Genomic DNA, 22,831 nt, shown 5'->3' on the forward strand with positions numbered 1-22,831 from the left:
TAAAGGTGTGAAAGTGAGGAGTGGATAATGGCATCGGTGGCTCAGGCGGTAAATATTCAGCAGGTGAGCGACGTTGAGTTCCGCAGCCCCGTTGTTCCCTCCTACATTGAACGAACATTTGGTGGCCAAACGATGGCGCAGGCACTTCATGCGGCGCAGCTCACCGTCGAGGGAAAGCTCGCTCATTCCCTGCACTGCTATTTTGTGGGCCCTGGCGATTCCAGCCAGCCTACGACTATCCGCGTGGAGCGGGTGCGCGATGGGCGCTCTTTTGCCACCCGGCATGTGCGCGTCTATCAGGACGAACGGCTCATTTTTGTGCTCATCGCCAGTTTTCATAAATCAGGCGACACTGGGCCGAACCACCAGGGCCCCATGCCCGTGGTTCCCGCCCCGGAAACTATCACGGAATCACCCTATTCCACTCGCATTATCCTCAAGGAATGGGAGGATTGGGACGTTCGCTTAGTTCCGGAGGACGATCGTGATGCCGCCGCCGCGGAAGCGACGGGCGCGGGTTTCCGCCACATTTGGTTCCGCAACACAGGGGCCTTGCTTGCCGACGCCCCCCAGTCCCTTCACCAAGCGGCACTTCTGTACATGTCAGACATGACACTCATCCGCACCGCGCTCCTCCCTCACCAAGGCGACCGCATTCAGTTGGCGAGTTTGGACCATTCGCTGTGGTTCCTGCGCCCTGTGCGAGCGGATGAGTGGATGCTTTATTCCCAGACGTCGCCGTCGGCTCAGACGGGTACGGGCTTGGCGCAAGGCAAGATTTTCAACCAGCGCGGTGAGCTCGTCGCCGTGGCCATGCAAGAAGGGCTGACCCGCACTCTTCGGGATGACGTCGACGCAACGACAGCGAACGGCAACTGGCAGAACGTGTAAAAAGCGGGGCACCCCGTGTGATGGGGGCGGCGGTGGGGCCGTATAATTGCAACAGTTTCACACATCCACGTCGAAAGGGATGACATGTCAGGCCACTCCAAATGGGCAACTACCAAGCACAAGAAGGCGGCTAACGATGCCAAGCGTGGCAAGGAGTTTGCCAAGCTGATTAAGAACATCGAGGTCGCGGCACGCACCGGCGGCGGCGATCCCGCGGCAAACCCCACCCTCGATGACATGATTAAGAAGGCCAAGAAGGCCTCGGTTCCGAATGACAACATTGAGCGCGCCCGCAAGCGTGGCTCCGGCGAGGAAGCTGGCGGTGCCGACTGGGAAACCATTATGTACGAAGGCTATGGCCCTAATGGTGTGGCCATGCTCATCGAGTGCCTGACGGATAACCGCAACCGCGCTGCTACCGACGTTCGCACGGCGATGTCCAAGAACGGCGGCAACCTGGGTGAGTCGGGCTCTGTGGCCTACATGTTCTCGCGCACCGGCCTTGTCTTCGTAGAGAAGGGCGAGCAGAGCGAGGATGACATTCTCCTCGCCGTACTGGAAGCCGGTGCAGAAGAAGTCAAGGATAACGGCGAGAAGTTCGAGATTACCTGCGCCCCGGGTGATATTCCGGCTGTGCGCGAGGCTCTGGGAGAAGCCGATATTGAGGTCGATGACACCGATACCGACTTCCGCGCCTCTGTTGAGGTGCCGCTGCAGGCCGATGACGCACGTAAGATTTTCCGCCTCATCGACGCGCTCGAGGACTCTGACGATGTCCAGAACGTGTACACCAACATGGATCTCAGCGATGAGGTCGTCGCTGAGCTCGATGCTGACTAGAGGTGCGTCCTAGCTACGCCAAGCTGAGGCCGTCGATGCCGTGCACCGTCACGGTTTCCGAGAGTGGCGCGCGGCCCGGATCGGTCTTGAATACCGGGCTGGTCTCGTCGGCCTTGCCAAAGGTAATGGCGGCGAGCTGCTGCGAGCGCTTGGGGGTGAACGCCCTCACCGTAGTCAGTGGTGAAGTCCGGAGTGATGCCCTTGGTGTCGAACTCCTTGATGAGAGCAGCGCTCAGGTCCTTCAGCGTCTGGCCACCTACGAGGTGGATGTTTCACGGCTGGGTGTTGGAATTGGAGGGGGCGGATTGGGCGTCGATAAGCACCTGCTCAATGACGTCAGTCGGAATGGGGTCCGGCAAAAATGCTCGTGGGGAGTGGCGGGATCGGATGAATTCTGACAATTCTTTTGAATGTGTAGATATGCGGGCCACTGTACGCCTGCGCGGCTGAATCCTCTGGGGCCGGTCAGTATCGTTGCCCGAACTAGAACACGTGTGTGTACACTAGCTCGTGGTAGTAAACGGCAAGGAGGCGGCGATGAACCTGGAGGGTTTGCGTGTCATGGGCATCGACCCGGGGCTCACGCGTTGCGGCTTGTCGGTTGTGCAAGCAGGGCGTGGTCGCGCAGTTATCCCCATTGCCGTTGGTGTGGTGCGCACGCCCAGTGACAAGGATTTGGGGGAGCGTCTTAAGCGCCTTTCGGTGGCTGTGCGGGAATGGATGGATGACTATCAGCCGCACGTTGTGGCTCTCGAGCGCGTATTCGAACGTGGTGAAGTGTCCACGGTTATGCAGACCGCCCACGCGGTGGGAGTCCTTGTTCTTGCGGCAGCTGAGCGGGACATCCCGGTGCATATGTACACGCCGTCTGAAGTCAAAAAGGCTGTGTCTGGCAACGGGCGCGCAGATAAGAAACAGATGACGGCTATGATTACCCGTATTCTTGGGCTGAGCGAAGCCCCTAAACCCGCGGACGCGGCCGATGCTTTGGCGTTGGCGGTGTGCCACTGCTGGAGAGCGCCTGCCCTAGCATGGGTAAGCGGTAGCGATCCCAGCACCGGAGTGGGGGCCGGCGCTCGTACAAGCGGGGTTCGGGGTTCCTCGCCGCGTACGGCATCTGTGTCCCGTCCATCACCGTCCACGAGAAACTAAGGAAGAGTCATGATTGCATCCTTGCGCGGAACTGTACTCGATATCCAGCTCGATCACGTCGTGCTTGAATGCGCGGGCGTGGGCTACAAGGTGCTGGCTACGCCGGCTACCTTGGGTACCCTGCAGCGCGGTGAGGAAGCGCGGGTGATGACGACTCTGGTGGTCAAAGAGGACTCCATGACCCTCTACGGATTCACAAGTACAGATGACCGCGACATGTTCCACGTCTTGCAAACCGTGTCTGGTTTGGGGCCGAAGCTGGCGCTTGCTGCGTTGTCCGTGATGGGCGCTGGTGACTTGGCCCAGGCGATCGCGGGGGAGGAGTCTGCGAGGCTGCAGAAGATCCCAGGCGTGGGCAAACGGATGGCGCAGCGCCTCGTACTGGAACTGAAGGACAAGGTGGCGGGGTTTACGCCGGCGCTTTCCGGCGTCTCACCGGCCACCACCCCAGCTGCCAGCGGACCTGTCGTAGACGACGTTGTGGAGGCGCTCGTGGGGCTGGGCTTCACGGACAAAGCGGCGCGCCCCATCGTGGAAGCCGTGGCGAGCGAGCAGCCTGATGCCGCCACGCCAATGGTTTTGCGTGCAGCGCTGAGCCAGCTGGGCTCTAAGAAGTAGGAGAGTGGCAGGAATGTCCGATGTAGAACGTACTGAATTCAAGCTTCCCGATGGCCTTGATCTCACCGCGCCACCGGCGCGCAATCAGGACGTGGATGCTACCGAGCAGCAGGGCGAGCATGACATTGAGCGCTCGCTGCGCCCCAAGTCCCTGGACGAGTTCATCGGCCAGCCCAAGGTACGGGAGCAGCTGTCACTGGTGCTCAATGGCGCGAAGAATCGTGGTGTGACGCCCGACCACGTTTTGCTGTCGGGCCCGCCCGGTCTGGGTAAGACGACGATGGCGATGATTATCGCCCAGGAGCTGGGCACGTCCCTGCGTATGACATCCGGCCCTGCACTGGAACGCGCGGGTGATTTGGCGGCGATGTTGTCCAACTTGATGGAGGGCGATGTCCTCTTTATTGATGAGATCCACCGTATTGCGCGCCCAGCCGAAGAGATGCTCTACATGGCGATGGAGGATTTCCGGATCGATGTCATCGTGGGTAAAGGGCCAGGTGCAACCTCTATTCCGTTGGAGATTCCTCCTTTCACTCTCGTGGGTGCCACGACCCGTGCCGGTATGCTCACCGGGCCGTTGCGTGACCGTTTCGGTTTTACCGCGCAGATGGAGTACTACGACACCTCGGACCTCACCAAGGTGATTACACGCGCTGCCACCATTTTGGACGTCGATATCGATAGCGATGCGGCGGTGGAGATTGGTTCGCGTTCCCGTGGTACGCCGCGAATTGCAAACCGCCTGCTGCGTCGTGTGCGGGACTACGCTGAGGTCAATGGTGATGGGCACATCGATGTGGCTGCCGCACAAGGTGCTTTGAAAGTCTTCGACGTGGACGAACGCGGGCTCGACCGCCTCGACCGTGCTGTACTTGAGGCGCTCATTAAAGGCCATGGGGGAGGACCTGTGGGTGTGAATACTCTAGCTATTGCGGTGGGTGAGGAGCCATCCACGGTTGAGGAGGTCTGCGAGCCTTACCTTGTTCGTGCGGGCATGATTTCCCGCACTGGGCGCGGACGTGTGGCGACTGCTGCTGCGTGGCAGCACCTAGGCCTTGAAGCTCCGGACGGAGCCTTAGGCGGCGGCCTGTTTTGATTGGCCCGTTCGGTGGGATTTCTGGCACACTAGCCTTCTATGAATGGTACTCAACTAGTTCTACTCCTCGTCCTCGCTGTCCTTGTTATTCTGCCGAGCTTCATGACGATGCGCGCGCAACGTAAGCGTCAGAACCAAATGAAGGAGCTGCAGTCTTCTCTGACTCCGGGTCAGGACGTCATCACCGCAGGTGGACTGCACGGCACCGTGGTCGAAACCCACGGTGAACAGATTGATTTGCGAGTCAAAGATGGCACCGTAATGACGTTCGACACGATGGCGATTGTTCGCTTCGCAGCAGTCTCCCAGGGCTCTTCGGAGGCTGAGGGCTCGGCGGCCGACGATGCCGACGAGCGCTTCCCCAAGCTCTAAGAAATAGTTGTGCTCGTCACATGATGAGCGCCGCACCTTAAGTCTGTTAAGGGAATCGGCGGTCTATGACGTACGATGATGGACTGTGCTTTAGTCATAGTGCGGTGAAGTCCTCAGCTACGCTGTAGCTATCATCGCCATGACCTTTGAGTTTTAGCCCTGTTCCTCACAACACAGGAGATCTTTGTGTCCGCATCCAAACGTGGTGGTGTCAGCACCAGCCAACGGCAATGGCCCAAGCGCGCTCTGGCGCTCTTTGCGCTCATTGTCATTGTGATTTATGCCCTCATTTTCTTGACCGGCAACAAGTCGGCGACGCCGAAGCTGGGCATCGACCTTCAGGGTGGTACCCGTGTCACCCTCGTCCCACAGGGCGACGAGCCCACCCAGGACCAGCTGCAGCAAGCCCGCACCATCCTTGAGCAGCGTGTCAACGGCATGGGCGTGTCCGGCTCCGAGGTTGTCATTAACGGCTCCACCCTGGTCATCACCGTGCCAGGAGAGGATGCTTCCCAGGCGCAGGCAGTGGGACAGACTTCCCAGCTGCTGTTCCGTCCGGTAGGCGAGCAGCCGATGCCGGAACTGGAGAAACTTGAGAAGACGATGACCGACATGGCCAACCGCTGGGTCAAGTACGGCATTACTACGCCTGAGCACGCCAATGAAGCGTTGGCCTCCATCCATGAAGCGCTCAACTCGGCGAATGATCCAGCCGCCGCGGCCGAAGGCAAGGATGCAGAGAAGAAGGACGAGAAGAAGTCCAAGGCGCCGACTGTCAGCGCCACGCCGTTACCGAAGCCGGCTAACTCCGTCGAGGAGAACCAGCGCCGCGATGAGGTCAATGACGTACTCCTCAAGGACCGCCAGTCCGAGGACCCGACCGCTCAGACCGCAGCGCTTGGCCTGTTGACGTGTGACGCTGAAACCGACCCGTTGGCGGGCACGGACGACCCGGCTAAGCCGCTGGTGGCGTGTGACTACTCCAACCAGCAGCCCTATGTACTGAATCCGGCCCCGCTGCTGGCGGGCATCACTGACCCCAAGGGCACCCGCCTTACCGGTAACGAAATCGACACTGACGCGCCGATTACCGGAGGCCTTAACCCGCAGACCGGTCAGATGGAGATTGGCTTTGCGTTCAAGACGGGCACCGGCCCCAACGGTTCGCAGACCTGGGCCGACCTCACCCAGGAGTACCTGAAGAAGCAGGTCGCCATCACCCTGGACTCCGCAGTCATTTCCGCCCCGGTCATCCAGGGTGCGACCCCGGTGGGCTCCGCGACCTCCATTACCGGTGACTTCACCCAGGAGGAAGCCCAGAACCTGGCCAATAACTTGCGTTATGGCGCGCTTCCGCTGTCCTTCACTGGCGCCAACGGCGAGCCAGGTGGCACGGTGGAGACTGTCCCGCCGTCCCTGGGTAAGGCTGCCCTCGATGCCGCCCTTATCGCCGGCATTGTTGGTTTCATTCTCGTGGCCGCCTACGCCGTCTACTACTTCCGCCTCCTGTCATGGGTCTCCCTGTTCCTGCTCATTGTGACGGGCATTCTGACCTACGGCGCCCTGGTCCTGCTGGGCCGCTGGATTGGTTACTCCCTTGACCTTTCTGGCATGGCCGGTTTGGTCATCGGTATCGGTGCGACCGCCGACTCCTTCGTGGTGTACTACGAGCGCATCAAGGATGAGCTGCTGGAAGGCCGCACTTTCCGCTCGGCTACACGCACTGCGTGGGAGCGCTCACGCTCGACCATCGTCACCGGTAACGCCGTGACCCTTATCGGTGCCGTCGTCGTCTACTTCCTAGCCATCGGTGAGGTCAAGGGCTTCGCCTTCACCATGGGCTTGACCACGGTCTTCGACCTTCTGGTTTCCTTCCTGGTGATGGCTCCGATCATGCAGATTATTGGCCGTCGCCCGGTGTACGCCAAGCCTTCCATGAATGGTCTTGGCGGTATCTACAACCTGGTGGAAGAGCGCCGCGAGCGCGGTTATTACGCCAAGAAGGCGGACACGGAGAAGCCCGCCACTGGTGATGCCCCGAGGGGCGTCGCCAAGCCCATTGCGGCCGCTACGGACGAGGAGAAGTAAACCATGGCTGTCGATACCACCACCCGCAAGATTTCCCGCATGGACCGCCTCTATGAGGATGAGGGCGGATTCGATTTCGTTGGTCGTTCCAAGACCTGGTACACCATTGCCGGTGTACTCCTCGTTGCCTCGATTCTGGCGATTGCACTCCGTGGCTTTACTCTGTCCCTTGATTTCGAAGGCGGCACAAAGCTGTCGATGCCGGCGGGTGACCTCACCACTGAACAGGTGGAGGAGACGTTCACCGAAGCTACCGGCGTTGAACCGGAGCTTGTGCAAATCGTTGGCGCTGGCTCCTCAGAGACTCTGGAAGTGACCTCTGAGAGACTTTCCCACGAGCAGGTCGACCAAGCCCGCTTGGCAATCTTCGAGAAATTCCAGGTCGAGGATGAGAACGGCAAGCCAAGCCCTGACGCTATCGGTTCCTCTACCGTGTCGGAATCGTGGGGCTCGTCCATCACAAAGCGCATGATTATCGCCATGGCGATCTTCTTGGCAGTCGCGACTATCTACGTGGCTGTGCGCCTGCAGCGCGACATGGCTTTTGCCGCCATCCTGGCCCTCATCTTCGACGGCGTCTTCATCGCCGGCATCTATGCCCTCTTCGGCTTTGAGGTCTCTCCGGCAGTTATCATCGGTCTGTTGACCGTGCTGACCTTCTCCCTCTACGACTCGGTCATCGTTTTTGACAAGGTTGATGAAAATACCTCCGGGCTGGAGGGTCAGCGATCGAAGACGTACGCGGAGCTCACCAACTTGGCCATCAACCAAACTGTGATGCGTTCGATTTCCACCTCGGTGATTTCTGCGCTGCCGATTATTGCGCTGTTCGTCGTCGCCATCTGGCTGATGGGTATCGGTACCTTGCGCGACTTGGCCCTGATCCAGTTCATCGGCGTCATCGAGGGTATTTTCTCCTCTATCTTCTTCGCCACCACGCTGTTGGTTACCTTGGCCAACCAGCGTAAGAGCGTGAAGAAGCACAATGCCGCTGTTGCGGACTACCGCGCAGCTGGTCCGGCAATTGCCAACGGTGCTCACACGTCTGATAAGGCCGTGCGCACCGTGACGTCTCCGGCGGCACCGTCTCAGCCGCGCAGCGAGGATACCGGCAGCGCCTCTTGGCGTCCAGGACGCTAAGCCGTGCGACGCTCACTAGGGGCGGCACTGCTCGCGATCGCGGTGACCGCCTCCGCCTGCGGGGATACCCAGGAAGCAGCGCTTGACGACGTCCCCCCAACCCCCGACTTCGGCCTCCTCACCGATGCCCGCCTTGCCAGCACCAACGCCGCTACGCACTGGGGTGAAGCGGTCGGTGCGGCCCAGCTGTCGAGCCGCATCTATCCCTCGATGTACGTCCCCGGACCGGCGGGTCAGATCATCCCTAATTCTGATCTTGCCGATGCCCAATATTTTCCAGCAGATGCCGAGCACCCCGGAGCGCATGTTGATTTCACGTTGACCGAGCAGGCGCGTTTCTCCGACGGTGTCCCCGTGACCTGTGATGACTACCTTCTGACTTTCACCGCGGGCGTGCTGAGCGAGACATTTGGCTCGCATCTGCCGCTGATGAACGATATTGCGGCGCTCGAGTGCGCACCAGGCTCGAAGAAGTTCACGGTCTGGTTCCAGCCTGACTCCGGATCGCGGTGGCGTTATCTCTTCGGATCCGGCACTGTCCTCCCGGCACACACCATCGCGCGCCGAGTCGATATGAGCATGGAAGAGCTCAACGCAGCCTTGCACTCTCAAGACCCCAGCGTGTTGGTGGACGTGGCCAACACGTGGCGGGAAGGCTTTTCCACTGAGCCTGGTCATTTTGACCCTGAACTGCAAGTATCCTTTGGTCCCTATGTCATTGACAAGGTTGAGGAGTCGGGGGCCATCGTGCTCAAGGCCAACGAGTCGTATTACGGTGATAAACCCGAACTCGACACGGTCGTTGTCTGGCCGGATACGGCCGATGCCGCCGCTCTCCGCGAGTCTGGGGAGCTCCGTGTTGCCGAATCTCATCTTAAGGATCCCGCATGGCTGGATCGCAACGCGGAGGGGAATCCTTTCGATGTGACGCCGATGGTTGGAACATTGACCGACACCTTGACCTTTTCTGACTACGGTGTCCTGGCAGAGCCGTGGGCTCGCCAGGCCTTTGCCGCGTGTGTTGATGCTCCGCGGCTGGCGGAAGCTGCGAGCCGACAGTCTGGGGTGGAGGTTCCGCCGGTGACGGTGCGAACCGTGCGCCACGATGATCCGGTGGCGGCGCAGATGGCCTCGCTCACCATGGTGCCGGTGGAGCCAAGCATTGCCGGAGGGCTGGCCGGAACCACCATCGGGGTGGGGTATCTCGCTCCTAACCCGCGCTATGCGGCCATGGTTGAGGAGCTGCGCGCTGTGTGTGAGGCTTCAGGCATCTCGATCGAGGATCGCTCTGGTGATCGAGTTACCCGCGAGCAATTAGATGCCGATCCCACGACGGGCCTGCCGGGCATCGACGTATTTCTCGGTGCTGTAGATCCGATGCATGAGTATTCCGCGCCGAACTCAAGCGTGAAGAATTCCCGCTCCCTCCATGACTTGGAACAACGTCTGTGGGAGGAATTACCTTCTATTCCGGTTGCCGCTCAGCCGCGTACCTTTATTGTCGATCGCACTGTCACTGGCGTCGTGCCCTACACTGGCCCTGCGGGCATCGGATGGAACCTCGACCGCTGGGCCGACACCAAAGACGAAGAAACCGAAGCAAAGGAAGAGTCGTGAGCGAGATTTACGCTGCAGCAGCACAAGCTTTGAAAGACAAGGTTCGCCTTGTCCAAGACTTCCCGGAAGAAGGCATACTTTTTGAAGATTTGACGCCGGTTTTGGCGGATGCAGAAAGCTTCACTGCAGTGGTTGATGGTCTGGCCAAGGCCTGTGAGGATCTCGGCGCCGACATGGTGGGTGGCCTCGATGCTCGCGGCTTCCTTCTTGGATCTGCTGTGGCGTACAAGCTTGGCATGGGAATCTTGGCCATCCGCAAGAAGGGCAAGCTGCCGCCGCCAGTGCTCACCCAAGAGTATGAGCTGGAGTATGGCAGTGCGGCACTGGAGATTCCCGATAGTGGCATCGACATTAAGGGCAAGCGCATCGTGCTTGTCGACGATGTCCTCGCCACCGGCGGCACCCTCTACGGTGCCAAGCTGCTTCTTGAGGCTGCTGGGGCTCAGGTTGCGGGCAATGTTGTCGTGTTGGAAGTCAACGGACTGCAGGGTCGTGAACGCCTTGAAGGAACTCCGCTGGTTGTGCTGAATCAGATGGGCGCGGCGGACTAAGCTTGTATGCCTAAGCTACTTCGCGAAAGGCATACATGACTGAGAAGCAGGATAAGGCTGCGTGGCGGCCGAGCGGCGTGCGCGGCATGTCCGCACGTCTCGCGCGGTCCCTCACTGGTGGCCGGGTGAAGATTAACCCGGCACTCGATCCGCTGATGTCTATCCATCGGGAGTTTCACCCGAAGGCGGACGCAGAGATGCTCAATAATGCGTATGCCACAGCGGAGCGTCTTCATGAGGGGGTGTTCCGCAAGTCCGGCGAACCCTACATTACGCACCCCTTGGCCGTGGCCACTATTGCTGCGGAGATTGGCATGGACACCACCACGGTTGCTGCGGCATTGCTGCATGACACCGTGGAAGATACGGACTATTCGCTTGAGGATCTCACCCGCGACTTCGGTCCGGAAGTTGCCCGGCTTGTCGATGGCGTTACGAAGCTCGACAAGGTCGCCCTCGGCGCGGCTGCAGAAGCGGAGACGATTCGCAAGATGATCGTCGCGATGGCAACCGACCCACGCGTGCTCGTCATCAAGGTGTGCGATCGCCTCCACAACATGCGTACGATGCGTTTTCTGCCGCCGGAGAAGCAGGCGAAGAAAGCGCGTCAAACTCTTGATGTCATCGCTCCTCTGGCGCACCGCCTGGGTATGGCGAGCGTGAAGTGGGAGTTGGAAGACTTGGCCTTCGCCATCCTGTACCCGAAGAAGTACGACGAGATCGTGCGCATGGTGGCCGACCGAGCGCCTTCCCGCGACCGCGCCCTCAAAGAGATTAAGGCCCAGGTGAGCCAGGCTCTGAAAGAGAACGGAATTGAGGCGGAGGTTATGGGCCGCCCGAAGCACTACTGGTCGATTTACCAGAAGATGATTGTGCGCGGGCGTGACTTTGCGGAGATCTTCGACCTCGTTGGTATCCGAATCTTGGTCGATGACATCAACTCTTGCTATGCCGCCATCGGTGTGGTTCACTCGCTCTACCAGGCGCTTCCCGGCCGCTTTAAGGACTACATTTCCTCTCCGCGTTTTGGTGTCTACCAGTCGCTCCATACGACGGTGATCGCCGCAGGTGGTTCTACCCTGGAGGTCCAGGTACGCACGCACGAGATGCACTATAACGCCGAGTTCGGCGTGGCCGCGCACTGGCGCTACAAGGAAACTAAGGGCAAGAATTCGGGCCATCAGGAAGAAGTGGATCAGATGGCGTGGATGCGCCAGCTGCTGGATTGGCAGAAGGAAGCCGCCGATCCTAACGAATTCCTTGACTCGCTGCGGTATGACCTCACCGCCAAGCAGATTTTTGCCTTTACCCCGAAGGGCGATGTGGTCAACCTTCCTGCTGGGTCGACTCCCGTGGATTTTGCCTACGCTGTGCACACTGAGGTGGGGCACAGGTGCATTGGTGCCAAGGTCAACGGCAAGCTCGTCGCTCTGGAGTCCGAGCTGAAATCCGGTGACAAGGTTGAGATCTTTACCTCCAAGGACCCCAACGCGGGCCCCTCGCGCGATTGGCAAGATTTCCTTGTCTCCCCGCGCGCGAAGACCAAGGTGCGTCAGTGGTTTGCCAAGGAACGCCGCGAGGAACACCTCGAGGCAGGTCGCGACGCTTTGGCCGCCGAGGTTCAACGCGGCGGCCTTCCTATGCATCGTCTGTTTACGGCCAGCTCTATGAAGCAGGTGGCCGAACAGCTGCATTACCCAGATGTCGATGCCCTCTACACCGCGATTGGTGCCGGCCACGTTTCAGCCCAGCACGTAGCCAACCAGCTCATGGCGCTCTTCGGGGATCAGGACGACGCCGTCGATGCCTTGGCCTCTCGTACCCCGCTCAGCGAGATTGAGAGCTCCCGTGCACAACACACCAAGGATTCTGCTGCCGGCACCGGCATCCTCGTCGAAGGCAGCCCCGATGTCATGGCAAAGTTGGCCAAGTGCTGCCAGCCCGTGCCTGGCGACGCCATCTTCGGCTTCGTCACCCGCGGCGGTGGAGTCTCTGTTCATCGCGCGGACTGCACTAACGCGGAGAAGCTCAAGTCTGAGCCGGAACGCATGATGAAGGTGGAGTGGGCTGGCGGCCCGAAGTCCTCAGGTGCATTCTCCGCCACTCTTCAGCTCGAGGCGCTTGACCGCCAAGGCTTACTTTTCGAGCTCACCCGTATCTTCAGTGACCAAAGCCTCAACGTGCTGTCCATGACCTCCAACCGCGGCGATGACCACATTGCGACGGTGCGATTCACCTTCTCGGTCTCGGACACGAAGCAACTTGGCCAGCTCATGACGACGCTGCGCAACACCGAAGGCGTCTTTGACGTTTACCGCGTAACCGCATAGGTCTCCACCCCCGTCAGGGGGTCGAGCTTAAACCCTTGCTGTCCCCTGGGTAACGCGTGGATGAATGTTGAGTGAAGGGGCTGGTGGAGGCGTCGTGAAGCACTGCGTCATTGTGACCGATGCGTTATAAACACGAGAGTAAGATTCCTCTCATACTTAGGAGACTCCCGTGAACTTCCGTCGCTTTGGCCAGCTGCTGGCCGCAACCACCGTCACCGCCGTTGCCGTATCCGGCGCGCCTGCCTTCGCTGCTGAGGCTGACCAGGTGACCTTCTCTGTCACCAACTTCACTGACTTCCACGGCCACCTCGAGCTGGCTGAGAAGTTTGACAAGGACACTAAGGAATTGAGCGGTTACACCGAGATGGGCGCTGCGCGCATGGCTGCCCTGATCAAGCACGTCAACAAAGATCAGGAGTACGCTCTGACGTCCTCCGGTGACAACGTGGGCGGCTCCGCTTTCGTATCGGCTATTTCTGAGGATAAGTACACCAACGAGGCCCTCAACACCATGAACCTCGATGTCACTGCCGTGGGTAACCACGAGTTCGACAAGGGCACTGAGGACCTGATGGACCGCATCGTCAAGGAGTCTGAGTTCCCGATTATCGGTGCGAACGTGACCAAAGACGGCAAGCCTCTCCTCGAGCCTTCCTTCGTGAAGGAAGTCGATGGCGTGAAGATCGGCTTCGTCGGCACCGTCACTGAGAACACCAAGTTCAAGGTATCCGCCGCTGCCATTCCGGGCATTAAGTTCACCGACCCAGTTAAGGCTACGAATGAGGAAGCCACCCGTCTGAAGGAATCCGGCGAGGCCGACGTTGTTGTCGCACTCATGCACGAGGACGCACAGCAGTTTGCAGAGGGCTTCAACAAGGACGTCGACCTGCTTTTCGGCGGCGACACCCACGTGAAGACCCAGGGCGAGGTCGCCCGTGAGGGCGCACTGCCGCTGTACTGGGCACAGGGCTACGAGTACGGCAAGGTGCTTAACGACGCCGACATCACCTTCGACAAGGCAGAGAACAAGATCACCAAGGTCGAGCTCACCCAGTACGACGTTGCGGATGCAGAGACCTTCGAACTTCTCAAGGGGCTGGAGGATGATGCAGAGGTTGCCTCCGTCGTCGCCGAGGCCAAGAAGGTAGCTGACGAAGAGGGCTCCAAGACAGCTGGCACCACTGAAAAGGCAATGTACCGCGGTTCTAACGATGGTGAAGATACTGGTACCAACCGCGGCGTGGAGTCCACCCTCAACAACTTCATTGCTGATGGTCAGCGCTACGCTTTGTCGAAGCAGACCAACAAGGAAATCGACCTTGGCGTCATGAATGCCGGTGGTGTTCGCGCTGACCTCAAGGAAGGCGACGTCACCTACAAGGACATCTTCGCCGTCCAGCCGTTCGGCAACTCCGTCATCACGGCTGAGGTTAGCGGCGAAGACTTCATCAAGGCACTGGAGAATCAGTGGAAGCCGGGTCAGTCCCGCCCGCGTCTGGCGTTGGGCCTGTCCAGCAATGTTTCCGTGGTCTATGACCAGAAGGCTGAGCAGGGCGAGCGCGTCAAGTCTGTCACTATCGACGGCGAGCCTATCGACCCGAAGAAGAACTACACCGTTGCTCTGTCTTCCTTCCTTGCTTCGAGCGATACTGAGGAAGGCGGTGACGGTTTCTTCGTGCCGGGTTCGATCAAGAACCGTAACGACGTCGGTTACATGGATACCCAGGCCATGATTGACTACATCGCTTCTGGCGAGTCGAAGGTGCGCACCGGCCAGGGCCAGATTGGTGCACACATTTCCGGTGAGCTGAAGGCTGGCGAGGAAATCACCATCGACCTGTCCTCCCTCAACTACTCCAATGAGGAGGAGCCGCAGGCAAAGAAGGTTACCGTTGCTCTCGGTGATGTGAAGGCTGAGGCTGACATCGACAACGCTGCTCAGGAAGACGACAAGGGCTTCGGTGAGCGTGGCCGCGCGACTGTCAAGCTCACTCTGCCGGAGGGCCTCGAGGGCGACCAGAAGCTGACCATCACCACCGATGCCGGCACCGAGGCAGTACTGCCGATCGCTCTGGAGAAGAAGTCGGAACAGCCTTCGGAGACCGAGAAGCCGTCTGAGACCCCGAAGCCGACCACCGAGCCGAAGAAGGACGCTAGCTCCAAATTCGATGGTTCCTCCTTTGGCCTGGGCCTGGGTCTTGGCATTACCACCGCAGTGGCCGCAGCTATTGCGACTGTTCTGGCCACCGTCGGCTTCGTCACCACCGCACTGCCGGCCCCGATCCAGCAGATGATTGAGGAGCTGCGCAAGCAGTTCAACATCTAGATCGTTAAACGCAGTGAGCCCACACTTCGGTGTGGGCTTTTTGCATGCGTGGCTGCCAGGGAAAGGTAAGGTTAAGCACCGTGGAAACTTTGAGGCTTTTTGGACGCGAAGCGATGTACCAGCTCGGTATTGAACCTCACCGCATTCCGGTGGTGATGGTTGCAACCTTCGGCATTTATCTAGCCTTCATGATTCTGGTCAAACTCTTTGGCAGCCGCGTGTTGACTTCAATGACTGCGTCGGATGCGGTCATCATCATTATGTTCGGTGCTGTGGCGGGGCGAGTCATCGTGGGAAATCCACCGACGCTGGCTGCGGGCGTCATCGGCCTCTTCACTCTCATGCTGCTTGAGGCTGCTTTTGGTACTTTCCGCCAGTTCGTTAGGTGGTCGAAGTTCATCGATCGTCGCCCAGTGCTCCTCGTTTATAAGGGAGAACTGCAAGAGGACAATATGGCCTTCGCTCACATCACGGATCGTGATGTAAATTCAGCGGTGCGTAAGGCAGGGCTCGGCCGTCGTACGGACGTCCAGCTCATGATTCTCGAACCTACTGGGCAGATTTCAGTCATTCGACGTGGCCAGCTTGTCGACGCCTCTGTCTTCAAAGACGTCCTTGGCTCTGAACGCATCGAAGAGGTCGAGGAGGACGACTCTCACAACTAGGGGAGCTGTAGCGAATACCGACGGACCCGCCAACCTCCTCTGGTTGGCGGGTTTCGCCGTCTCTGCGCGTGCCTCCACTAGCTGTGGGATCGCTGATGTGCCCGCTGACCATGGTGTGGTTGGCGGGTTTCAGCGTTGCGGTGCGGGTGCGTGTTTTGGCGTTCCGGTGCTCGCGTTGCCTAATTGCGAGCGTTTAGCCTGCACCCGGTGGGTCGGGTGGTTGCCCTGTGGCTTGTCCTGTTGTTTGTTCGGCGGCGAGTCTGGTTGTGGCTTCTTGGTATTCGGGCATGGCGGTTATCGGTGCACCCCAGGGTGGGATGTAGCTCACCCCGGTGTTCAGTCGGAACATGTAACCACGCCCGGTGGGGCGTTTGGGGTCATCGTCGTTAATGCCGTTGTGGTAGGCGCATAGGAAGGTGAGGTTTTTGAGGTTGGTGAATCCTCCTGCCTGCCAGGGGATGAGGTGGTGGACTTCGCAGTAATCAGCTGGTTTGTTGCAGCCGGGCCTAGAGCAGGTTTGGAATTCGGCAGCCAGGCTGATGCGTTGTTTCCAGCTGGCATGCCGCTTAATCCGATAAGAGTTCACTGGGCCTTCAAGGGGGTGGATGATGGTGGCGTAGCCAATCTCGGCAAACTTGTAGGCTAAGAATTCTGCTCCGGTCATGCTTGCGCCGTTGGTGAGGTTAAGTTCTATTTCCTCCCCATCACCGTTAATGATTTGGTCGAGCTCGTTGAGGGTGACAACGACTTGAGCATGTACGGCGGGTTTGGTGCCAATACCACCGGTGACAATGACGGTGCGGGCAGCATCAAGCAGGTTTGTTTTATTAACGGATTCTAGGGTTCCGCGGATGTCGGCGATGACGGTCGGGGCGTCGGTGATGGTGATGGAGTTAGGTCCCTTAGAGCGGTAGGTGAAGCGGACTCCGGGTTTGGCGGTGCGCTTGGACTTAAGCTCCTTTAAAAGCTTGGTGGCGACGTGGCGGATTTTGTGGGCGGGGGTGCCGGCAAGCTTGATGCGTAGGTTCCAGGCATCGAGGTCTTTTTTGACTTTGGCGGTGTAGGACTCGATCAGGGTGAGAATGCTAAGGCTATGTTGTTGTGCCATCGCGGCGGCGCGTGCTTTGCGTTGTTTTCCGGTGAAGCGGGTTTGCCCGAAGTAGGTGCGGTGGAGGTGGGAAAGCTCAGTGGCATCGGCTGGGAAGGCGCCGAGCGCGCGGAGCTCATCGGGTGAGCTGGTGGCTTGTTCCACTAGCGCGATCCCCGAGTTGCGGTAGTGGAAGTAGGTTTCTAGTACCCCCATGGCCACGAAGCTTAAAACAGGCCCACCAATCCCGCAACTCGAAAACGAAAAAATCCCCCGCACGGAGCGGGGGAGAAAAGGCTTAAGGCCTTACTTGCCAGCCAGCTTGTCGCCGAGACGCATTGCGTCATCCATGGCGCCAATGATGGAGGTGAAAACCTTAATCCACTCACGGATTTCCTTCGGGCTTACGTTGCCCTCGTCGTCGGAGGAGAGGAAGAAGATGTCGCTGGAGGAGCCGGACTCCTCGACCGGAGCAGCGGAAGCAACAGCGGTACCGGAGAAAGCGATGGTTGCGGCGGTAGCAGCGGCAACGATGGACTTACGGGAGAAGAACTTCATGGTGAGCGTCCTATCTTTGTTGGGGTGAATGAGAAGATTACTTCTTGGCGTTCGGGCTGAAGTAGCGGTCGTAGAATGCGAAGGCAGTGCCCAGAGCGCCGATAACAGCGGTGAAGACAGCGATCCAGTCGCGGATCTCGCTCGGCTTCATGTCAGTGCTGGAGGAACCCTCTTCGCTGGAGGACTCTTCGTTCTTCTCCGGGGTGGGCTCTGCAGTCTTGGAAGGTGCTTCCGAGGTCGTGGAGGTGGTCTCGGAGGTGGTCGTGGTCTCGGAGGTGGTGCCATCTGCGGTGGTCTCAGCGGACGCGACGGATACACCGGTCAGGGAAACGGTCGCTGCAGTAGCGGCTGCGACGAGCGCCTTGCGGGAGAAGAACTTCATTCTCGTTCCTTTGTGTTCTCGGGAATTTCAAAGACCTCACAGATGCTACTGAGCCTGACCTCGATTTGCAAGAGAATAATCAAAAAGTTTTTTACTCTGTGTAGAAGCTGCCTGCTACGTGTGAGCTGCGGTTTCCAAATGTGCATGCGACAGGTGCGGTTAAGGCGAGGTAAAGCAACAGCTCAACACTAAGAAATTCTCAGTAGCGGCGGGGAGGCCCCCGCTCCACACAAGGAACCCCCGCTCACCCAGGGTGAGCGGGGGTGAATCACCGTATCGGGGGTGAAAGCTTAGCTCTTGATGGTCGCCTTAGTGATTCGGACCTCTTCTGCGGGAGCGCCATCCGGAGCGTCGTCCTTGACGCCCTTTGCTACGATGGCATCGATGGTCTTCTGCCCCTTGTCGGTCAGGTTGCCAAAGTAGGTGTAAGCCGGTGGCAGTTCGGAGTCATCATAGTTGATAAAGAACTGTGAACCGTTGGTGTCTGCACCAGCGTTAGCCATGGCGATGGAACCCTTCGGATAGATGGCAGACTGCGCCAGTGCGGCGTCGTCAGCTTCATCAGTCGGGTACTCATTAGCGAACTGGAAGCCTGGACCGCCGGCGCCCTGGCCGGTCGGGTCGCCGCACTGAAGAACCGAAAGTCCGCCCTGCGTCATACGGTGGCAGACGGTGTCGTCGTAGTATTTAGCCGAAATCATGTCGGTGATGGCGTTGACGGTACAAGGAGCTAGGGAACGGTCGAGGGTCATCTCGATGTCGCCCTGCTTGGTGGCGAAATTCACGGTGACCTCACCCTTAGCCGGGATGTTCTTACCCTTCGGGGTGGGGACCTCGCGGGATGCGTCGCCAGCCTCCGGGTACTCACACGTCACGGTCTCGTCCAAGGGCTTCTCACGCTTGCCGCTGAGTGCTTCGGCAGTTGGGGCTTCGGTGGTGGTCTCAACCTCAGAGCTGTCCTGGGCTTGGATCTCTTCTTCGTCGCCCGAGCGCGTTGCCAGGAACCAAATACCGCCAACGAGGGCGATAATGACGACTGCCGCGGCAATGACGACGCCCAGCGGGCGGGTCTTCTGCTTGCGGTCGCGGGATTTCAGCTCGCGATCGAGCTGGTTGAGCGCATCATCCATGCGCTGGCTGTTGGTAGACACCTTTGTTTCCTCCACAGGGGGTCTGATTTTTCGACCCACTCATCTTAACCGCATGAGCATTCTCTATGGCGCGCCGCCCCACCCGTCAGTACGCTCGGGTGTCATGGCTACTACTAATTTCAAGAATGAACCCACCCACACCAATGGCGAGCTTCCCAAGGTAGGCGAGGCCCTCCCGGACTTCACCCTCGTCGGCACCGACATGGAAGAGCTCACGAAGGCCGACTTTGCCGGCAAGCGCCTCGTGGTGTCTTGCTTCCCGTCCGTGGATACTGGCGTATGTGCCGCCCAGCTGCGCACCTTCAACGAGAAGGCCGCAGGTCTGGACAACACGGTCGTCCTGTCCGTATCGCGTGATCTTCCCTTTGCGCAACAGCGTTTCTGCGCTGCTGAGGGCATCGAGAACGTGGTGAGCGCCTCTGATTTCCGCTCTGACTTCGCCGATAAACTTGGCCTGGTTCTGGAAGGCTCTCCGCTTAAGGGTCTGTTTGCCCGCGCGGTTATTGTGACGGATGAGGACCACACGGTGGTCTACACCGAGCTCGTCCCGGAAGTGACGACTGAGCCGGATTATGACGCGGCTCTGGCTGCGCTGAAGTAGATGAGCTCTCCGGAAATCTACGGGTTTGCCGCTGGGCCCTATCAGACCAACACATATGTGGTTGCTAACGGTTCCCGGGCGTTTATCGTGGACCCCGGCATGGATACCCGTGAGCGCCTCGAACAGCTCGCGGAGGAGCAGTGCTTAACCTTTGAAGCCGTGGTGCTCACGCACGGCCACATTGACCACACGAGGGATGCCGCGGAGTTTGACCTTCCGGTGTACATCCACCCCGATGACGCCTTCATGCTTGTCGACGGCTCCGGGGTATCCCCTCAATCACAGTTACTGTTTGACGCAGCCTCGATGAAGCAGGTTGCGGATCGGCGCGACCTCATTGGTGGCGAAACGTTGACCTTGGCAGGGCTCGACTTTGAGATTGTGCATGCACCAGGCCATTCGCCGGGCTGTGTCATGCTGGTTGCAGAAGATGTGGCCTTGACAGGGGATGTCCTGTTTAAGGGGTCGATTGGTCGCACAGACTTACCCCACTCAGACCATGCGGCGATGCAGCGCTCGCTCCGTGGTCCCGTGTGGGCGCTAGATGATGCCCTTGCCATCCTTCCAGGTCATGGCCCGACATCGACGATGCGGCGCGAACGCGCGACTAATCCGTTTCTGGTGGCGGCGGGGGATGTACTCTAAAGGGCGTGAGTGATAAGAAGCAGTTCAAAGCCCTGTCCGCGCCTAAGGGCGTGCCGGACTACGTCCCGCCGCAATCGGCTATCTTTGCCAAGGTGCGTGAGACCTTCGTGCACCAGGCGCATCTGTCCGGCTTCCAGCACATCGAGCTCCCCGTGTTCGAGGACACGTCGCTGTTTGCCCGTGGTGTTGGCGAGTCCACGGATGTGGTTTCGAAGGAGATGTATACCTTCGCGGATCGTGGTGATCGCTCGGTAACCCTGCGCCCGGAAGGTACCGCGGGTGTCATGCGTGCGGTCATCGAGCATAACCTTGACCGTGGCCAGTTGCCGGTGAAGCTCAACTACTTTGGCCCCTTCTTCCGCTATGAGCGCCCACAGGCGGGCCGCTACCGCCAGCTTCAGCAGGTGGGTGTGGAGGCCATCGGCGTCGATGATCCTGCCTTGGACGCGGAAGTTATCGCACTGGCGGATCGTTCCTACCGCTCCCTGGGTCTGAGCCAGTTCCGCCTTGAGCTGACAAGCCTGGGTGACCACGATTGCCGCCCGGCCTACCGGGAGAAGCTGCAGGATTTCCTGTTCAAGCTGGACCTTGACGAAGAAACGAAGGCCCGCGCTGAGCTTAATCCGCTGCGCGTGTTAGATGACAAGCGTCCGGAGGTCCAAGAGCAGCTTGTCGATGCCCCCCTCATGCTTGACCACCTCAACGACGCGTGCCGAGAGCATTTCGAGACCGTCACCGGTTTGCTCGATGACATGGACGTGGCTTATGAGATTAACCCGCGCATGGTCCGCGGCCTGGATTACTACACCAAGACGTGTTTCGAGTTTGTTCACGATGGGCTCGGTGCCCAGTCTGGAATCGGCGGCGGTGGCCGCTATGACGGCCTTATGTCCCAACTAGGTGGCCAGGAGCTCTCTGGCATCGGCTATGGCCTTGGCGTAGACCGTACAGTGTTGGCGCTGGAGGCAGAGGGCGTGGAACTCGAGGGCGTCGAGGAGCGCGTGGCCGTCTACGGCGTCGCCATGGGCGCTGCGGCGAAGCAGAAAATGGCCGTCATTATTAATGACCTGCGCAAGGCAGGTATTTCTGCAGACATGTCCTTTGGTGACCGCGGCCTTAAGGGTGCGATGAAGGGCGCAGACCGCGCCAATGCTCGTTTCGCCCTTGTCCTAGGTGACCAGGAGCTTGAGGCCGGAACGGTGGCTCTCAAGGACCTGCGCGCGCACGAGCAGCGCGACATCCCTGCGGGGGATGTCGTCACGCAGCTCAGCCAGCTGGTTTAGCACTCCACCTGGGACACACTGAACCCCATCGTTTTGGCCAGGCCGCCGAGCGAGGTCTCCTTGTACTTGGAGAGCATGTCGCGGCCGGTCTCGGCCATGGTGCGCACGGCGTTGTCGAGGGTGACGTAGTGAGTGCCCTCGCCCATGCGGGCGAGGCGAGCGGCGTTGATGGCCTTGACCGCACCGATGGCGTTGCGCTCGATGCAGGGAATCTGCACGAGACCACCCACCGGGTCGCAGGTGAGGCCGAGATTGTGCTCAAGGGCGATTTCCGCGGCGTTTTCGACCTGCGCCGGGGTGGCGCCAAGTAGTTCAGCCATGCCGGCGGCGGCCATCGAGGAGGCCGAGCCGACCTCTCCCTGGCAGCCCACCTCCGCACCCGAAATTGAGGCGTTGGACTTGATGATGATGCCGACGGCACCCGCGGTGAGCAAGTAACGGCGAGCGTCAGAACGGGTGAAATCCGCCATGAAGTCACGTGCATAATGCAGCACGGCAGGAATGATGCCGCAGGCACCGTTCGTCGGAGCGGTGATAACGCGGCCGCCGGCCGCGTTCTGCTCATTGACGGCCAGCGCGTAGAGGTTGACCCATTCCATAGCGGACAGGCCGCAGGCTTCATCGTTCTGCTTGTCCAGAAGCTGTTGGTACATCTTCGGTGCGCGGCGGTTCACGCGCAGGCCACCAGGCAGGATGCCCTTGGTGGAAATTCCCTCGGTGACGCATTCACGCATGATGTCCCACACGAGGTCGAGGTGGTGGTAGACATAGTCTAGGCCACCCTCTTCGCGGTGCAGGACGGCCTCGTTCGCGGCCACAACTTCCCAGATGGCCATCTCGTTAGCTGCGCAGAGATCGAGGAGGTGCTCGCCCGACTGGAAGTCATAGGGAACGGTGTCTTCCGTGGTAGCGGCGGCAACGCCGGCAGGGACACCGGAATCGGTTTCCAACTCGGCGTCAAACTCCTCTCGGGAAAGGATGAAGCCGCCGCCAACAGAAAAATATTCCGCGCCTTCGGCCAGGACAGAGCCGTCAGCGTCCCACGCGGTGAAGATGAGGCAATTGGGATGCTCGGGAACCGGTTCGTTGTTGAAGGAAATGCTGTACTCGACCTCGCCCGCGGGGCCCGAGATGGAGCCTTCGGCGGGGATAAAAGCATCGGCGCGCGGCTCCGCATCGAGAGGAACGGTGAGCGGGTTCCAGCCTGCCAAACCAAGGATCACGGCACGATCGGTCGCGTGGCCGCGTCCGGTAGCAGACAACGAGCCGCGCAGCTCCGTGTGAACTTTGGCCGGATGCGATGGCAGGGACTTTAAGAAGGCCGTGGCCGCTCGCATGGGGCCCACGGTATGCGAGGAGGACGGTCCGATTCCGATGGAGAAGATATCGGTCACGCTAATAGTCATGGAAACCTCCTGAAAAATCTTTGTGGTTA

Annotated in this window: 23 protein-coding genes; 16 read left to right on the forward strand and 7 right to left on the reverse strand. The window is 59.6% G+C overall.

Translation table 11 applies throughout. The features are described 5' to 3' along the window. Positions 1–27 precede the first annotated feature (27 nt). Positions 28–891: an acyl-CoA thioesterase II gene (locus tag M5J09_RS03805; protein WP_257157002.1), complete on the forward strand. Its 864-nt coding sequence runs from the start codon at positions 28–30 to the stop codon at positions 889–891. Between the two features lie 84 nt (positions 892–975). Continuing rightward, a complete protein-coding gene (locus M5J09_RS03810; protein ID WP_042531118.1) occupies positions 976–1,731 on the forward strand; it encodes a YebC/PmpR family DNA-binding transcriptional regulator in 756 nt (251 codons plus the stop codon). Positions 1,732–1,744: 13 nt separating this feature from the next. Here M5J09_RS03810 and M5J09_RS03815 read toward each other — a convergent pair whose 3' ends face one another. Together M5J09_RS03815 and M5J09_RS03820 are read right to left on the reverse strand one after the other, a co-directional pair. Then, a complete protein-coding gene (locus M5J09_RS03815; protein WP_257157003.1) occupies positions 1,745–1,900 on the reverse strand; it encodes a hypothetical protein in 156 nt (51 codons plus the stop codon). Between the two features lie 103 nt (positions 1,901–2,003). Then, a complete protein-coding gene (locus tag M5J09_RS03820; protein ID WP_257157004.1) occupies positions 2,004–2,132 on the reverse strand; it encodes a nitroreductase family protein in 129 nt (42 codons plus the stop codon). Positions 2,133–2,268: 136 nt separating this feature from the next. Between M5J09_RS03820 and ruvC the strand changes: the two genes are divergently transcribed. From ruvC to M5J09_RS03875, 11 genes are all read left to right on the forward strand, one after another. Further along, positions 2,269–2,883: a crossover junction endodeoxyribonuclease RuvC gene (gene ruvC / locus M5J09_RS03825; protein WP_257157005.1), complete on the forward strand. Its 615-nt coding sequence runs from the start codon at positions 2,269–2,271 to the stop codon at positions 2,881–2,883. A 9-nt stretch (positions 2,884–2,892) separates the two neighbouring features. Beyond that, the gene (ruvA, locus tag M5J09_RS03830; protein ID WP_257157006.1) at positions 2,893–3,501 is read left to right on the forward strand and encodes a Holliday junction branch migration protein RuvA; all 609 of its coding nucleotides are present in this window, start codon (positions 2,893–2,895) and stop codon (positions 3,499–3,501) included. 13 nt (positions 3,502–3,514) lie between these two features. Continuing rightward, positions 3,515–4,600, forward strand: coding sequence for a Holliday junction branch migration DNA helicase RuvB (gene ruvB, locus M5J09_RS03835; protein WP_070537174.1), 1,086 nt, complete (start codon positions 3,515–3,517; stop codon positions 4,598–4,600). A 39-nt stretch (positions 4,601–4,639) separates the two neighbouring features. Continuing rightward, positions 4,640–4,972, forward strand: a complete 333-nt coding sequence (gene yajC / locus M5J09_RS03840; protein WP_257157007.1) for a preprotein translocase subunit YajC — start codon at positions 4,640–4,642, stop codon at positions 4,970–4,972. Between the two features lie 186 nt (positions 4,973–5,158). Further along, positions 5,159–7,060 carry a protein translocase subunit SecD gene (gene secD, locus M5J09_RS03845; RefSeq protein WP_042531107.1) on the forward strand — a complete coding sequence of 634 codons (1,902 nt, stop codon included), beginning with the start codon at positions 5,159–5,161 and terminating at the stop codon, positions 7,058–7,060. 3 nt (positions 7,061–7,063) lie between these two features. Further along, positions 7,064–8,200, forward strand: coding sequence for a protein translocase subunit SecF (gene secF, locus M5J09_RS03850; RefSeq protein ID WP_042531105.1), 1,137 nt, complete (start codon positions 7,064–7,066; stop codon positions 8,198–8,200). Positions 8,201–8,203: 3 nt separating this feature from the next. Beyond that, a complete protein-coding gene (locus M5J09_RS03855) occupies positions 8,204–9,817 on the forward strand; it encodes an ABC transporter substrate-binding protein (RefSeq protein WP_257157008.1) in 1,614 nt (537 codons plus the stop codon). Next, positions 9,814–10,368, forward strand: a complete 555-nt coding sequence (locus M5J09_RS03860) for an adenine phosphoribosyltransferase (protein WP_257157009.1) — start codon at positions 9,814–9,816, stop codon at positions 10,366–10,368. Before M5J09_RS03855 ends, M5J09_RS03860 begins: the two co-directional genes overlap by 4 nt. Before the next feature lie 35 nt (positions 10,369–10,403). Then, positions 10,404–12,698: a bifunctional (p)ppGpp synthetase/guanosine-3',5'-bis(diphosphate) 3'-pyrophosphohydrolase gene (locus M5J09_RS03865; protein ID WP_257157010.1), complete on the forward strand. Its 2,295-nt coding sequence runs from the start codon at positions 10,404–10,406 to the stop codon at positions 12,696–12,698. A gap of 169 nt (positions 12,699–12,867) precedes the next feature. Next, positions 12,868–15,024 carry a bifunctional UDP-sugar hydrolase/5'-nucleotidase gene (locus M5J09_RS03870; protein ID WP_257157011.1) on the forward strand — a complete coding sequence of 719 codons (2,157 nt, stop codon included), beginning with the start codon at positions 12,868–12,870 and terminating at the stop codon, positions 15,022–15,024. 113 nt (positions 15,025–15,137) lie between these two features. After that, positions 15,138–15,689 (forward strand): DUF421 domain-containing protein, encoded by a 552-nt coding sequence (locus M5J09_RS03875; protein ID WP_257157054.1) that lies wholly within the window; start codon positions 15,138–15,140, stop codon positions 15,687–15,689. Between the two features lie 193 nt (positions 15,690–15,882). Here the strand turns inward: M5J09_RS03875 and M5J09_RS03880 are convergent, their stop codons facing one another. The 4 genes from M5J09_RS03880 to M5J09_RS03895 form a co-directional block, all read right to left on the reverse strand. After that, a complete protein-coding gene (locus M5J09_RS03880) occupies positions 15,883–16,992 on the reverse strand; it encodes an HNH endonuclease signature motif containing protein (RefSeq protein WP_257157012.1) in 1,110 nt (369 codons plus the stop codon). A gap of 90 nt (positions 16,993–17,082) precedes the next feature. Then, the gene (locus tag M5J09_RS03885) at positions 17,083–17,334 is read right to left on the reverse strand and encodes a hypothetical protein (RefSeq protein ID WP_257157013.1); all 252 of its coding nucleotides are present in this window, start codon (positions 17,332–17,334) and stop codon (positions 17,083–17,085) included. A gap of 37 nt (positions 17,335–17,371) precedes the next feature. After that, positions 17,372–17,716, reverse strand: a complete 345-nt coding sequence (locus M5J09_RS03890) for a hypothetical protein (RefSeq protein ID WP_257157014.1) — start codon at positions 17,714–17,716, stop codon at positions 17,372–17,374. Between the two features lie 290 nt (positions 17,717–18,006). Next, a complete protein-coding gene (locus M5J09_RS03895; RefSeq protein ID WP_257157015.1) occupies positions 18,007–18,867 on the reverse strand; it encodes a peptidylprolyl isomerase in 861 nt (286 codons plus the stop codon). Between the two features lie 103 nt (positions 18,868–18,970). Between M5J09_RS03895 and tpx the strand changes: the two genes are divergently transcribed. From tpx to hisS, 3 genes are read left to right on the forward strand one after another with little or no spacing between them, the layout of a single operon-like run. Further along, complete coding sequence (gene tpx, locus M5J09_RS03900) at positions 18,971–19,468, forward strand: thiol peroxidase (RefSeq protein ID WP_042531089.1); 498 nt, start codon at positions 18,971–18,973, stop codon at positions 19,466–19,468. Further along, on the forward strand, positions 19,469–20,113 hold the full coding sequence (locus tag M5J09_RS03905; RefSeq protein ID WP_257157016.1) for an MBL fold metallo-hydrolase: 645 nt from the start codon (positions 19,469–19,471) through the stop codon (positions 20,111–20,113). A gap of 5 nt (positions 20,114–20,118) precedes the next feature. Next, the gene (gene hisS, locus M5J09_RS03910) at positions 20,119–21,396 is read left to right on the forward strand and encodes a histidine--tRNA ligase (RefSeq protein WP_257157017.1); all 1,278 of its coding nucleotides are present in this window, start codon (positions 20,119–20,121) and stop codon (positions 21,394–21,396) included. On the opposite strand, the gene M5J09_RS03915 is transcribed toward hisS, so the two are convergent. Then, positions 21,393–22,802, reverse strand: coding sequence for an L-serine ammonia-lyase (locus tag M5J09_RS03915; protein ID WP_257157018.1), 1,410 nt, complete (start codon positions 22,800–22,802; stop codon positions 21,393–21,395). The two genes, hisS and M5J09_RS03915, sit on opposite strands and share 4 nt — an antisense overlap. Positions 22,803–22,831 lie beyond the last annotated feature (29 nt).

Source organism: Corynebacterium sp. BF-R-2 (assembly GCF_024586525.1).
Taxonomy (GTDB): domain Bacteria; phylum Actinomycetota; class Actinomycetes; order Mycobacteriales; family Mycobacteriaceae; genus Corynebacterium; species Corynebacterium singulare.